The sequence below is a fragment of the Pseudomonas sp. E102 genome, from assembly GCF_052660185.1.
On record NZ_CP084025.1, the window covers coordinates 291271 to 306357 of the forward strand.

Genomic DNA, 15087 nt, shown 5'->3' on the forward strand with positions numbered 1-15087 from the left:
AGTGAGCCGGCGCGTCCTTTGAGGATGCGGCGGTCTCACTCAATCAATGCCTCGCCCGTTATCTTCTCAAGGACGAAGACGCTGGCCGGACCGCCCGCGCCGCGTAGCGCCCAGGTGAGGCGCTGACCGGGTGTCCTTTCCACGGGCTCACCAGCAGCGGGTGTTCATTCGCAATAGATGTGCTTCACTTTTCTTTTTTTTGTCGATCACCACAGTGAGGCGAGATTTATCCGGGTGCTTGGCCCGTTCCGAGTGGGTGATCCGCACGCGCTTCACATCCAGCTTTTCCCTGTACTGGGCTTTGGACAAGGCTTTTTGAGCTATACCTCCAGGTTCCAGAATCATCGCCAGCCCGACTTTCTGAATATTGCAGTCCTCGGTCGCCAGCGCCGGGAAACAGGTGCCGGCCAATGTAATAGGCAGGATAAGTGGCAGCGCTCTGATGCAGCTTATCGTTGTATTCACCCTAGGCTCCTGCTCGCGAACCTGTAGCAGGTTAAGAGCCAACGCCGCTGCGCAACTACTGTCAGAGTCGACAGTAGCCAATATCAAATTGAAATATCGAAGCTGTGACTTTGCTGCATGTCGCTATTAAACGCTCCATGCACAACCCATCGGCACCCAAGGACCTCGCGCCATGAAAGAACAACAACAAACCTTGCTGCAAACCCTGCGGGCCCGTTTTGAACAGAACCCCGACCGCCATCCAAACATCCCATGGGCCGACGTCCAGACGCGGCTCGACAACAACCCCAGCGCCCTTGGAACGCTCCAAGCCATGGACGCCACCGGCGGCGAGCCCGACGTGATTGGCCTGGACTCGAAGACAGGCTCTATCACCTTTTGCGATTGCGTAAAGGAAAGCCCGACCGGCCGCCGCAGCCTCTGCTACGACCGTGCGGCCCTGGATGCGCGCAAGGAGAACAAACCCAAAGGCAGTGCCTTGGAATTGGCCGAAGCGATGGGCGTGAGCCTGTTGACCGAAGAGCAATACCGGGCATTACAAGCGCTGGGTGAGTTTGATGCCAAGACGTCCAGTTGGTTGGCAACACCTCCGGAAATCCGGGCGCTGGGTGGGGCGTTGTTTGGCGATTTTCGTTATGGCCGGGTGTTCGTTTACCACAATGGGGTGCAGTCGTATTACGCGGCGCGTGGGTTTCGTGGGGTGCTGCAGGTTTAAGACAAACCCGTGGCGAGGGAGCTTGTCGCGCCGGGTTGCGCAGCAGCCCCTGGCGGCATGGCAGGGGAAAACGGTTGGCAGGTTTTGCGACTGCTGCGCAGTCGAGCGGTAGCAAGCTCCCTCGCCACGGAGGTCGCCGCCGCGAAATCGCCTCACTGAAAAGTCAGAACCTCACATCCCTTGGCCTCAAGGATCTGCGCGAAGCCCGGCAACCGCGCCACAAAATCCGTCTCGAACGCCAGATACCGATCCTGCGCCGGCACGTAACGAATCTCAGGCTTGACGCGCGGGATATCCTTGGTCGAGAGCTTCACTACCTCATTGCTGCGTTGATTCCAAAACCATGCCAGGGTCTGGGTGCCGAAGGTGTTGGCGCGATAACGCCACACCCACCAATCACCATGCCCACGGGACACATGAAGCTGTCCATGGAAGGTGCGCAGCGTGATCACCTGCTTGGGCTGGGTGACCAGCAGGCGGGTGTCCTGGCGCAGCTCGCTGCCGAAGCCGTCCAACGTCGCCTTCGCCTTGGCACCGGTGATGAAATTGAAGCGCCACGCCAACAGCACCGTCTCTTGATAACCCGAGTGCTCGACGTTCGGCCGCGCGCCTTCGCTGAACAGCAAAATCTCGTCACCGCCCAGGTACGCGGTCGATGCGCGCAGCTTATAAGCCTCGGCGGGCATTGGCTTGGCGGCGACGGCCTGGTGCGGCGGGTCCTGGTTCCAGACCCAGCAGCGCTTGCCGTTGTGTTGCATGAACAGCAATCGGCGCGGGCCGACGGGCAGGATGGTCAGCTCATCCGAGTCCTCGAAAATCACCTCGCTGCTGTCCGCCGTGGTCCGCCAGATCCTCGTCAGGTGCTTGGGCTCGTAAATGCGCTGGCGCTCGAATATCGTGTCGTCTGCCACAACGCAGGGTTCTTCGAATGCCTGCCACTCCTGGCCGGCAGGTCCGAAGTCCTCGATGGTATCGCCCCGGCGAATCTCATATTTGAACCGATCATCCGCGCTGTAATCGCCGCGTTTGACCTGGCGTCGCCACAGGCTGCGCTGGGCGTTGGCGTCGATCAGCCGCAGGTCCCCGCCATCCACCTCATCGGTGCGTTGTTCGAGCATGTCCAGCTCGACAGGCGGCCACTGGTTGTAGTCGATCAAAAAGCACAACCACCGGTCTTCGTCCTGCTCGGTGATGGCAGCCCAGCCATTGCGGTAGTTGTATTCATGCACGTGAGTGGGGCCGGGGTAGTCATGGACTTCCTGCAGCCAGTTCACCTTGCCGCGCTTGGTCTTGGCCGGTTTGTGTTCGGTCACCATGGGCTTGGGCGGCTCGATCAATCTCGGCGTGAATCTGGGTTCGCCACGTGGGCTTTGCCAATGCTGGGCAAACGCCTCGCGTTGGTCGGAGGGGAAAATAACCGGCCGATAATCATCGCCGCCGGCGTCCAGGTTCCACAGGTCGTAACCCTGGTGCGACAACAGCGCCGCCAGCGCCTCGAAGCAGACCTCGGGCATCTCGTTGGACAGCTCATCCAACAACGTCTCGAACCCCGGGCCGGCAAACACCCCGATGTCGGGGTAGTAATGCTGCAGCAGCCCAAGCAAGTCGCTGCCGGATGTTTTCCAATCGATATGAACCAACGGATCAAAGGGCGATGGCGTCACGGCTGTCCTCCCGGTGAATTCTCTGCGCCGATCTTAGGCAAATCGATAACCCGTGGCGAGGGCGCAAGGTCCCTCGCCACGGTGTTACAGCAAGCCCCTTTCAAAGCTCTGGAAACTCATCCAGATAACACACCGGTGAGCTCGACTCCGTGCGTTTCTCCACCTCATCCTCCAACCACTGCGCCAGCACCACCGCGTTATTTTCATCCGTCGATTTGGCCGCATACACCAGGGTAAGCGTTCCATCCCGCGCAAGGTCCACCAGCTTCCACCAATGCTCCGGCCGCGCCGCCAATTCCTTGCGATACGCCTCGCGGAACTGCTCGAACGAAACCGCGCCCGCCTTGAACGCCTTGCGCAATGGGTGGGAAGGCCCGAGCTGCGGCAGCCACTCGGCGATCGCCAAGGCATCCTTGGGGCAGTTACGCGGCCACAAGCGGTCGACCAGCACCCGTACGCCATCCTCGGCGGTGGCGGTTTCATAGGCGCGTTTGCATCGGATCATCAGGGCCCGCCTGTGGAAACTGGACCGACTGAGCATAGGTCGCCGACGAGGAGGTGACCAGCGAGCCACCCATCGGAAAATTGGAATTCCATCCCCTCATTCAAAAGCCATGGGCGCTCAAGCAAAGGCACTGCCCCCAGCGCGGCGGACATGATGGGCGCAGCACTGTGGGATTTTTCGAGCCGCAATCCGCCCCGGATTCGGTTTCTCCGTTTGATTTGTCGACAGGAACCGTCGGGTCGTCTTGGCGTGACCCGCTGTATCAGGAATGAGTGAACACAATGAATAGAAGTTACCGAGTCGTCTGGAATGCCGTGATGGGCGCATGGCAGGTGGCATCCGAGTTGGTCAAAAGCCAGGGCAAGGACAAAAGCCGTCAATCCCTCAACCTCAGGCTGAGCCTCGTCATGGGCGTGGGCGGCAGTGTATTCGCCTCGTTTGCCACGGCGGGGCCTTTGCCGTCCGGCGGCAATATCGTGGCGGGTAACGGCAGCATCCACCAGGGCGGCACGGGCATGGTCATTCATCAGGGCAGCGACAAGCTTGCGATTGACTGGCAGAGCTTCTCCATCGGCAAGGGCAACACCGTCCAGTTCGTCCAGCCTGGCGCGAATTCTGTCGCATTGAACCGGGTATTGGGCTCGGATGTGTCGGTGATCCAGGGCGCGCTGAAAGCCAACGGCCAGGTGTTCCTGGTCAACCCCAACGGCGTATTGTTCACCCCCGGCGCGCAAGTGGATGTGGGCGGTCTGGTGGCCTCCACGCTTAATCTATCCACCGAAGATTTCCTTGCCGGCAATTACCGTTTCAGTGGCGACAGCGCCGCGTCGGTGGTCAACCAGGGCAACATCAACGCAGCGCAAGGCGGCACTGTTGCCCTGATCGCTGCGAAAATCGTCAACGAAGGCAACATCACCGCGCACAAGGGCAACGTGCTGCTGGGCGCCGGCAGCGTCGTGACGCTCGACTTGGGTGGGCCGGTGCAGTTGGAAGTCCAGGAAGGCGCGTTGCAGGCGTTGATTGAAAACGGCGGTGCCATTCGTGCCGATGCCGGGAAAATCCTGCTGACCGCCCGTGCGGCGGAAACCCTGGCGAGCACCGTCATCAACAACACCGGCCTGATCGAAGCCCGTTCCCTGGATGTCGGTGAAAACGGCGTGGTCACGTTGATGGGCGACCGGGGCGACGTACAAGTCGCCGGGCGCATCGATGTGTCTTCCGACACCGCCAAGGGCGGCAAGATCGTCGTGACCGGGGATAGCGTGGCCATCAACGGCGGCGCTGCGCTCGACGCCACCGGCGCCAAGGGCGGCGGCGAGATTTACGTGGGCGGGAGCTGGCAAGGCAAGGACGCTTCGATCAAGCAGGCCAGCCAGACCACTATCGCCGCTGGTGCCGTGCTCGATGCATCGGCCACCGATAACGGCAAAGGTGGCACCGTGGTGGCCTGGTCGGATGTGAAGAAACCGGGCAGCGTGACGCGCGTGGACGGCACCTTGAAAGCCACCGGCGGCGCCAAGGGCGGTGACGGCGGCAAGATCGAAACCAGCGGCGCCAAGCTGGCGGTGAGCAAAGCCGCCGATGCCTCGGCCAAAAACGGCAAGGGCGGCTTGTGGTTGCTCGATCCGGACAGCGTCACGGTGGGACCGGGCAACGGCGGGTTGACGGGCGGCGCCAACGGGACAGAGGCCACGGTCGGTTTCAACGCGATCGATACGGCCCTGGCCGGCGGCACCGATGTGGCGATCAAAGCCGACAACAGCATCCACTGGAACGGCGACTACACCCCGACGAACATCAGCGGCGATCGGACGCTGACCTTGCAGTCCGGGCACAACGACGTCGGCACGGGCCGCTATGTCTTCGGCAATATTTTCCTCAACGGTGACATCGACGCCAGCGGCGCGGGCAATGGCAACAGTTTGGCGTTGATCTTCAATGGCAAGATGGCGCTCAACACCGACGTCAGCCTGAAGAGCAACGGCGGCAACATCGTGTTTGCCGGCGTGGTGGATTCCGATGCGGTGGCCAACAAGCGCGAGCTGCGCGTGGACGCAGGTTCAGGCTCGATCATCTTCAGCGACATGGTGGGCGGTAACAGCGCCCTGGGCGCCCTGTACGCGACCACCAGTGGCGCCGGCAAGACGTATATCAACGGTGCAAAAGTCTTCACCAGCGGCGAGCAGGTCTACAACGGTGCGGTTGAGATGGGCACCTCGCAGTTCCTGAACGCCGACTTCGAAAACGGCCTGGTCGGCTGGAAGACCTCCATCGACCAGTTCTTCACTGGTGTGACCGTGGTGGAGGGCGTGGTATCTCCCGATGACCCGACGCTGCCAACCACATCGCCGACCAATGGCAACCCGCCGAGCGTTTCGCCTGGCGACCAGGGCGACATGAACTACAAGCCCCTCACACCGGTCGTCGCGGCTGGCCAGGGCCAGGACGGTGGCGCTGCGCTGCTGCTGGGCACCGAGAACAACTCCAACTGCCAGAACGCACCCGCCGGTTGCATCATGCGCGGTCCGTCGGTGGTGAGCGAGGGCACGGTCTCCCTGGCGGCGGGGGAAGCGGTCAGTTTCGATTACAAACCGGTTGCGGGCGGCGACACCTATGATGTCTTCGGCTATCTGTTGAACGTCAACACCGGTGAATACCAGATCATCCTGAACGAAACGGGGAACGGCACGGGCGCGGTGGATTGGAAAAGCCATACGGCGACCGCTGACAAGGCCGGCACGTACAAATTCGTGTTCGTTTCGGGCAGTTTCGACCAGACCGCCGGCAAGCAGGTTGGCGGCTCGCTGTACGTCGACAACATCAAGACCAACACCTCTGGCAGCAAGGGCCTGCAAGGCAGTTCGATTACGTTCAACGGCAGCCTCAACGGCACCGACAACAACCTGGCCATCAAGGCCGACGATATCAACTTCAACGGCGGCGCCGGCAGCGTTACCGGCAATGGCTCCATTGCCCTTGAAACCAACACCCCGAGCAAAAACATTGCCGTGGGCGGCAGCACCGGCGACGCCGCCGGTTCGTTGGAACTGACCGGCACCGACATCAGCGCCCTGGGCGACGGGTTCACTTCCGTCAAGATCGGTGGCGCGGACATGACCGGTGACATCAGCATCATCGAAGCCACCCGCATCAACGACAACCTTATCCTCGATGCCGGCACCGGCGATATCCACATCAATGACCAGTTGACCGTGGCGGACGCACCGGGCACCGGCAACGACGACAACAAACCGGCTCCGGTCCTGGCATTGCAAAGCAATGGCGGCAAGATCGACCAGACCGCTGGCGGCGCCATTGTCGCCGATGGCCTGGTGTTGCTGGGTGACGGCGCCGTTCATGACCTGGACAACGCCGCCAACGACGTCGACACGATTGCCAGCGACACCGGCACCGTCAGCTTTGCCGATGTCGATGACCTGACCGTCGGCGTCGTCACCGTTCCTGACAGCCAGACCCCGGCGAACCCGCAAGGTGTGCCGGTGGCCGGCATGACCCAGACCGGCGACCTGAACCTTATCGCCGACACGCTCACGGTCGGCCAGGCATTGGCGACCCAGGGCAATACGAGCCTGACCGCCGACGAAATCGATCTCGCCGCGAGCGTTGCCGGTGGCGGCAGTCTCACCTTGCAGCAGAAAACCCCAGGCCTGGATATCCACGTGGGCGGCAGTGATGACCCAGAGGTGACCGGGCCAAACGATCCGCTGGTGCTGTCCGACGCTGACCTGGCCAACATCCAGGACGGTTTCGACAAGGTCGTCATCGGCAATGACAAGACCCGCAACATCACCGTCGACGATGAAGGCGCGACGCTCATGGACGACCTGGCGTTGGTCGCCAACGGTGTCCTGAACCTGCTGGGCGATCTGACCCTTGAGGATCCCGAAGGCACCGACGAAGACGGCACGACCGGCAAAGGCCTGACCCTCACCGTCGACGCCGGCAAAGGGGCGACCCAGGCAACGGGCGCGACCATTACCGCAGACGAATTGGCCCTGCGCGGCGAAGGCGATTTCGACCTGGGCAAGGGGAATGACGTGGGCGTGATCGCCGCCGATGTCGGCAGCTTGAAATTCGCCGGCAACGGCAACCTGACGGTTGGCGTCGTGGACGGCACCGTTGGGATTACCTCCGACGAAGCGGTCACCCTGAAAACCGACCACGACCTGTCGCTGGTAAAAGGCATCACCATCGAAAACGGCCCACGGGATGACGCCGGCCAGGGTCAAACCCGCGCCGACGACATCATCACCCTGGAAGTGGCGGGCAACACCACTCAGGCCGGTGACGCCGGGGCCAAGCTCGATGCCAGCGGCCTGGTGCTGCTGGGCGGCAACTACGGCCTGGGCAACAGCGGTAACGTGATCGGCGATATCGCCAGCGATGCGGGCAAGGTCCAGTTCAACAACAACGGGAACCTCAAAGTGGGCTCGCTTACCGCGACCCATGCCGATGGCACGCAAACGACCGTCACCGGTGTGAACAACACTGGCGACGTCAGCATCGCCACCGACGGTGATCTGGCGATCAACGAAGCGCTGGCCACCAGCGGCAACGTGTTCCTCAACGTCGATGGCAAGACCACCCAAGATGCCAACGGCAACATCACCGCTGACGGCCTGGCGCTCAATGGCGGCGACTTCGAGTTGCGCAACAACGGCAACGTGGTGGGCGACATTGCCAGCGAGGCGGGCAAGGTCGCGTTCAACAACACTGGCAATTTGAAGGTCGGCACGCTGACTGAAACCGACGGCAACGGCAACGTGGTCAAGACGACCACCGGCGTGAACAACACCGGCGACGTCAGCATCGGCACCGACGGCGATCTGGCGATCAACGAAGAACTGGTCACCAGCGGCAACGTGTTCCTGAACGTCGATGGCAAGACCACCCAAGATGCCAACGGCAACATCACCGCTGACGGCCTGGCGCTCAACGGCGGCGACTTCGAGTTGCGCAACAACGGCAACGTGGTGGGCGACATCGCCAGCGAGGCGGGCAAGGTCGCGTTCAACAACACTGGCAACCTGAAGGTCGGCACGCTGACTGAAACCGACGGCAACGGCAACGTGGTCAAGTCCACCACCGGGGTGAACAACACCGGCGACGTCAGCATCGGCACCGACGGCGATCTGGCGATCAACGAAGCGCTGGCCACCAACGGCAACGTGTTCCTCAACGTCGATGGCAAGACCACCCAAGATGCCAACGGCACCATCACCGCCGATGGCCTGGCGCTCAAGGGCGGCGATTTTGACCTGCGCAATGCCAGCAACTGGGTCGGCGATATCGCCAGCCGGGCGAAGGACGTCAACTTCGTCAACCGCACGGACGTCACCGTCGGCAGGCTGACCGAGACGGCGCTGGACGGCACCCAGCTGAATCAGATCGTTGGCATCGGCAACACCGGCAAAGTCCAGGTTGTAACGACCACCGGTAATATCACCCTGACCGAGAACGTCAGCACCACCAGCAATGCCGCTGATGCGATCGTGCTCAACGCCGGTCAATCCGCTTCGGCGGGCGTGGCCTCGGGCGGTGACGTGAAAGCCAACGCGGGCGTGACGGTGTCCACCGGCGCGGGTGGCCGGGCGGTGATCTACACCGGCAGCCTCGCCGGCAGCACCGGCGTGGTGGATGTGGTGGGCAGTGGCAGCGGCAACTTCCGCTACAACAGCGACGAGCAGCAGAGCAATTTCGGTCGGGCGCTGGGTGACACCGGGGTTCATGCCGTATACCGCGAGCAACCGACGCTGGTGGTGTCCACGAACGGTACGACCACCCAGACCAAACCATTCGACGGCCAAACCACGTTCAACGGTGGCGGTGCAGCCGGTTTCGACGTCAACGGCCTGCAGAACGGTGACACCAAACAGATGCTCGGCCAGCCGGAGTATTCGATAGGAAACCCAGACCCCGGCACCCACCAGATCAATATCGGTGGGCTGGCTGACCTCGGTTACCTGATCGTCAGCGACCCGGCCAATGGCAACCTCACGGTGACGCAGTCCATCGATATCAGCGCCATCCAGCAGAGCGTCGCCGATGCAACGCGCATCGTCGTGCAAGTGACTTCGCCCCATGCGCCGGAGCTCAATCCGGTCCAGCCGAAACCGACTGATTGGTCCGACGTCGGGGTCGAGGACGGCGGCCTGCTGCTGGTGGATCAGAGCGGCGCGCCGGCAAACGCCAATGGCGGCAACGCTGCGGGCGACGCCCTGGCCCAAGGCGACGGCGATTCGGCTGCCCAGGCCCAGGACGCCGACAGCGAGCGGGAACTGGCCGGGACTGTCTGCGCCGACGGCGGTGTATCGGGTGGGGCCGCCTGTGCGGCCTACCCGCCACAGACTGTTTTCGTCGTGCGCGGCGGTGTGCGCTTGCCGAGCCTGGCCATGCGTCCCTGACCCCTGACACTCACTTTTCCCTTTGAAGGAGCCCCTTGGCCGCGTCCCCGGACGCGGTCATGGGCTCAGGCAACCCGCTTTATTCGAGACATATTCAATGCATAACAAATTGATGTATTGCGCCGCTGGTCTGGCGCTGTTGTCCACTTCCCCGGCCTGGGCGGCGACCCTACCGGCACGCCCAATCCCTGACGCGGGGCGCATCCTGCAAGAACTGCCGATTCCTCAACAGGAACTGCCGCAAAGCATTCGCCTGGACGTCGAGGCGCCGCAACCGGCGCAGGAAAAAGTCGGCGGCGCCAAGGTCCAGCTCAATGCCGTGCGTTTCACCGACAATACCCGTATCGACGAGGCCAGCCTGCAACGCGTCGTCGCGCCGGCCATTGGCAAGTCCCTTGATCTGGACGAGCTGCGGGAAATCGCCCGGCAGGTCACGCTTTACTACCGTGAGCACGGTTACCCGTTTGCACGCGCCTACCTGCCGGCTCAGCGCATGGCCAACGGCGAGCTGACCATCGCGGTGATCGAAGGGCGTTATGGCAAAGTCACTGCCGTCAACGACGATGCAAAACTGGCCGCGCAGGCGCAGCCCTTCCTGGACGACTTGCAGCCGGGCGACGTGATCGAGCGTGACCGCCTGGAGCGCAGCATTCTGGTTCTGTCCGACCTGCCGGGCGTGGCGGTTCGTCCGGTCATCCGCCCGGGTGACGAGCTCGGTACGGGCGACCTCGATGCCCAGGTGAGCAAAACCAAGGCCTTCGAAGGCAAGGCCACGCTGGACAACCACGGCAACCGGTATTCGGGGCGCAATCGCCTGACGGTACAAGGTGACTGGAACAGCCCGATGATGCTGGGCGACCGGCTGAGCGCCGCCGTGATGGCCACCGATGAGGAGCTGTATTTCGGCAGCCTCGGCTACTCGATGCCATTGGGAACCTCTGGCCTGCGCGGCAACGTGGGCTACGCCAAGAGCTCGTATGACTTGGGCGCTGAATTCGCCGACCTGGGTGCGACCGGTACCGCCGAAGTCAGCAGCGTCGGCTTGAGTTATCCGCTCGTACGCAGCAATCAGGCGAACCTCATGTTGGCCGGGCAGTACCAGCACAAGGATCTAGAAGATAAGTACGAAGTACTGGGCCTGAGCTTTGAAAAAAGCAGCGACTCGCTGCCCATCAGCCTGCAGTTCGATGTGAGGGACACCTTGCTCGGCGGCGGCATCACCTACGGTGGCGCGACGCTGACCTACGGTGACCTGAAACTTGATTCCGCCCTGCGCGAGGGCGACCGTCAGACCGCCCAGACCGAAGGTCAATTCAGCAAGGTGAACGTCGACCTTGCCCGCCTGCAAGCGCTGCCCGCCAACTTCACGCTGTTCGCCCGGTTCCTCGGCCAATGGAGCCAGGACAACCTCGATTCCTCCGAAGATTTCAGCCTCGGTGGCATCGATGGGGTGCGGGCTTATCCACAAAGCGAAGCCTCGGGCGACGAAGGCATGCTGACCCAGATCGAGCTTCGCTACCCCATCGACAAGCTGACGCCTTACCTGTTCTGGGACGCCGGCAAAGTGCGCATCAACCACGACGAGTGGGCTGATGAGGAAAACACCCGCAGCATCTCCGGCGGCGGTGTGGGTTTGCGCGCTCAGTACGGCCCGCTCTCGTTCGACGCAACGGTCGCGTGGCGTCACTCCGGCGGTGAAGCGCAAAGCGACACGCGTCAGGAAAACCCACAACTGCTGGCGCAGATTGGGTACCAGTTCTAACCAAACGCCGCTCATTCAAGGTAGTCAACAAACCCGTGGCGAGGGAGCTTGCTCCCGCTGGGCTGCGCAGTAGGCCCTGCAGTTCGGCACAGTTAGTCGACCATATCTCGTTTGTGGCGAGGGGATTTATCCCCTCGCCACATGTCTATGCCCCCCCAACTACATCCCGCCCCGAACGGCATGACCGTTTATCGTCTGTTGAAAATTTGATAGCTTCAGTTCTCGCCCGCCCTGCCGTTATATCCATTTATTGCCGGCCCGATAGGTGATCTTCCGCCGGCAGTTTCGCGACAGAGAGCTGGCTAAACACAACAAGAGACCTGGCGAATGGACAACGGACGATACGCAAGGCAGGCAGCGACGGCGGAGGGCACGGCGGTGTCCGAGCCCGTGCCGCATATCCTGCTGATCGATGATATCCCCGAAGACATCCGCGCCACGCTCATCCTCTTGAAGGCCCAGCCCTGGCGCATTTCCCTGGCCAGCGACGCCTATCAGGGCTATCAACGGGCACTTGCGCTGCGCCCGGACCTGATCGTCCTGGATGTGCACATGCCACAAATGGACGGCTTCAGCCTGTGCAGGCTGTTGCGGGAGGCACCGGCCACCCGGCATATCCCGATTCTGTTCCTGTCTTCTGCAAATACCTCATTGGAACGATTGGAAGGGCTGACCGTGGGCGCCGTGGACTACATCCCCAAATCCTGCGCCCCCGAAGAAGTGCTGGCGCGCATCAAGATCCACCTGCAGCTGACTTGGCGCGCACCACCGACCGTCCAGGAAAGTCCGGCCGATCCGGAGCCGCAGGGTGATGAAATCGTGCTGCGCGCGGCCATGCGACTGATAGAAAACCAGTTGGACGACATGCCGTCCCTGGGCATGCTCGCGCAAAAAGTCGGCACCCATGAGAAACGCCTCTCCGCCATTTTTCGCGAGCATCTCGGGCTGACCGTGTTCGCCTATATTCGCGACGCGCGATTGCGGCGCGGCCAGGATCTACTGTGCGAAAGCGCCATGAGCGTGCAGGATGTCGCCGAACTGGTGGGCTTTCGCAGCGCCTGCAACTTCACCACGGCCTTCCGCCAGCGAATCGGCATGACCCCCAGCCAGTTTCGCCAGCAAACCCTGGGCATCGTTGAAACCGAGTCGGCCGGGCGCACCTGATGCGGCTTCTTCAGTTTCTATTGCTGACCATTACATTGTTATCCACAGGCCTGCTGCGTGCGGCACCTGTGGATATCTGCCGCGCCGACTCTCTGAACCTGATGTCCGTCGTGCGGATTCTCGAAGACACCCAGGCACGCCTGAGCCTGGAAGAAATTGCTCGGCTGCCAGACACGCAGTTCAAAGCCGCCACCCCAAGCTGGCCGACGCAGGGCTACAGCCGCTCCGCCTTCTGGTTGAAATTACGGCTGACCAATTCGAGCGATGCGGCGTGTTCGCGCTTGCTGGTGGTCGGGGCGCCGCGCCTGGAAGACATCCGCGTCTACCGGCCGGGGTACGAGGCACACGGCGGCGGCGCCTATCCCCTGGCCGAATGGCCTCAACCGGCGGCGCGTCAGCCGGCGTTCCCAGTGTCGTTGGCGGCGGGGCAGAGCACCACGGTGTTCGTCCGGGTGGCGAGCAACTTCCAGATGCTGCTGGAGCCGGAACTGTGGTCCGAACCGGCGCTGCTGCGCAGTCAGCAACAGACGTACCTGAGCGACGGGCTCTCCCTCGGCATTGTCCTGCTGGTCGTGCCGTTCGGCTTTATCGTCGGCTGGATCCTGCGCTCCCGGCTGCTGATGGTGAACGCGGGTGCGGTACTGAGCTACATCCTGCTGACCTGCATCCTCAACGGTTACCTGATCTACTGGCCGTCGGCGCTGGGCTGGATGCGCGAGCTGCTGACCTGCGCCAGCGCGCTCTCGTTCGTACTGTTCCTGGCGTACTTCCGCGTACTGTTGCAGGTGTCCCAGCTGCCCAGGATCATCGGCTGGAGCTATTGGGTGCCGCTGCTAGGTTGTGTCTTCGGCCGACTTTGGTGGTTGAAGATCGATGCGGTCCAGGGCGCGCAGATCGTTCAGGTCTTCCTGATGAGTTTCTACGGCGTGTTGTTCGCTACGTTATTCATGGCGTGGCGCAGGCGGCTGAGCTACAGCTGGATGGCATGGCTGGTGCCTGGGCTCTTGGTGGGGCAACTGCTGATGCGGATTTTCTTCCCCCAGGAACAATTGCCCTGGCAGTCGCCGGAAAGCAAGTACAGCCTGTCTTCCACCTTGGCGGGCGTGGTGTTGCTGGTGTGCACCTTGATCATGGAAGTGGCCCGCAGCCGCAACCGGGAAAAGCACGCGCTGTCGACCCTCGAACAGCAACGCCAGGCAGAGCACGAGCGCCTGGAAAGCACCGTGGCCCTGCGCACCTCGCAGCTGCGCGACTCCCTCGCGGCTCGCAGCGCATTGATGGCACGGATCAGCCACGACCTGCGCTCGCCACTGGTGCGCATCATCGACTATGCGCGCCTGCTACACGGCGGGCCGAATCGCGACTACCCGGCGACGATCGAGCGCAACGCCCGTCAACAACTGGAGCTGATCGACGAGATGCTCGAGTTCTCCCAGGGCGAGCTGGAGCAGATGCAACTGACCCTCGCGCCGGGCTATCTGTACGGCTTTCTCCAGGAAATCGCCGACGAGGCGGGCTTTCTCGCCGCGCGCCAGGGCAACAGCTTCAACGCGGTAATGGCCCAGGATCTGCCGCCCCTGGTGGAGGCCGACTTCAAGCGGCTTCGGCAGGTGTTGATGAACCTTCTGGCGAACGCGGCGAAATTCACCCGCAACGGCCAGATCCGTTTCGAAGTGGGCTGTTGTCCAGGAGCAACCGCTGACACCGTGGAGCTGCGCTTCAGCGTGATCGATACCGGCATCGGCATCGATCCGCAAGAATTCGAACAACTGCTGCAACCGTTCCGCCGTGGCCGCAACGCCCAACGCTACGAAGGCAGCGGGCTGGGGCTGTCCATCGTCACCCAATTGCTGGAACGCATGGGCAGCCGTCTCGAACCCCAGGCCACGGGGCAGGGCAGCCACTTCAGTTTTCGCCTGCAACTCAAATGCGCCCAAGAAGATGACCTGGAAAACGGCATCGTCGATAACAACATCACGCCGCTCGATGGCCAGGGCAAACACGTGTTGCTGGTGGACGACATCGAACAAAACAGCGAATGGCTCTATGACCTGCTGGCCGGTTACGGTTTCGATGTGAGCATGGCGGTGAGCGGCGAAGATGCCTTGGCTTGCCTGGCGGAACAGCCAGTCGACCTGCTGATCAGCGATCAGATGATGCCTGGGATGGACGGTTGGGAACTGCTGCGACACGTGCGTGCCCGTGAGCATGATCTGCCCGTGATGCTTTATTCAGCGGTCCCGCCACACAGGCCGCCGGGTTACCCCGAGGACCTGGCCTTCGACGCTGTGCTGCTCAAGCCCACCGACAGCCGCCAATTGCTGGCGCGGATCAAGACCCTGGTTTGCCCGGACACGGTGCATCGAGCAATGGCCCGGGAGTTCTAG

At 62.3% G+C, this 15087-nt stretch carries 8 protein-coding genes; 5 read left to right on the forward strand and 3 right to left on the reverse strand.

Annotated features, from left to right (window positions below; all coding sequences use genetic code 11):
• Nucleotides 1-147: 147 nt before the first annotated feature.
• Nucleotides 148-465: a hypothetical protein gene (locus tag DOCECA_RS01415; protein WP_445571358.1), complete on the reverse strand. Its 318-nt coding sequence runs from the start codon at nt 463-465 to the stop codon at nt 148-150.
• Between the two features lie 172 nt (nt 466-637).
• On the opposite strand from DOCECA_RS01415, the gene DOCECA_RS01420 reads away from it, so the two are divergent.
• The gene (locus DOCECA_RS01420) at nt 638-1180 is read left to right on the forward strand and encodes a DUF4256 domain-containing protein (protein ID WP_445571359.1); all 543 of its coding nucleotides are present in this window, start codon (nt 638-640) and stop codon (nt 1178-1180) included.
• A 152-nt stretch (nt 1181-1332) separates the two neighbouring features.
• Here the strand turns inward: DOCECA_RS01420 and DOCECA_RS01425 are convergent, their stop codons facing one another.
• Both DOCECA_RS01425 and DOCECA_RS01430 read right to left on the reverse strand, forming a co-directional pair.
• Nucleotides 1333-2844 (reverse strand): DUF6630 family protein, encoded by a 1512-nt coding sequence (locus DOCECA_RS01425; RefSeq protein WP_445571360.1) that lies wholly within the window; start codon nt 2842-2844, stop codon nt 1333-1335.
• 100 nt (nt 2845-2944) lie between these two features.
• Nucleotides 2945-3349, reverse strand: coding sequence for a DUF488 domain-containing protein (locus DOCECA_RS01430; RefSeq protein ID WP_445571361.1), 405 nt, complete (start codon nt 3347-3349; stop codon nt 2945-2947).
• 281 nt (nt 3350-3630) lie between these two features.
• Between DOCECA_RS01430 and DOCECA_RS01435 the strand changes: the two genes are divergently transcribed.
• From DOCECA_RS01435 to DOCECA_RS01450, 4 genes are all read left to right on the forward strand, one after another.
• Nucleotides 3631-9774 (forward strand): two-partner secretion domain-containing protein, encoded by a 6144-nt coding sequence (locus DOCECA_RS01435; RefSeq protein ID WP_445571362.1) that lies wholly within the window; start codon nt 3631-3633, stop codon nt 9772-9774.
• 97 nt (nt 9775-9871) lie between these two features.
• Nucleotides 9872-11536: a ShlB/FhaC/HecB family hemolysin secretion/activation protein gene (locus tag DOCECA_RS01440; protein ID WP_420764123.1), complete on the forward strand. Its 1665-nt coding sequence runs from the start codon at nt 9872-9874 to the stop codon at nt 11534-11536.
• Between the two features lie 327 nt (nt 11537-11863).
• On the forward strand, nt 11864-12700 hold the full coding sequence (locus DOCECA_RS01445) for a response regulator transcription factor (protein ID WP_420764124.1): 837 nt from the start codon (nt 11864-11866) through the stop codon (nt 12698-12700).
• Nucleotides 12700-15087: a 7TM-DISM domain-containing protein gene (locus tag DOCECA_RS01450; RefSeq protein ID WP_445571363.1), complete on the forward strand. Its 2388-nt coding sequence runs from the start codon at nt 12700-12702 to the stop codon at nt 15085-15087. Before DOCECA_RS01445 ends, DOCECA_RS01450 begins: the two co-directional genes overlap by 1 nt.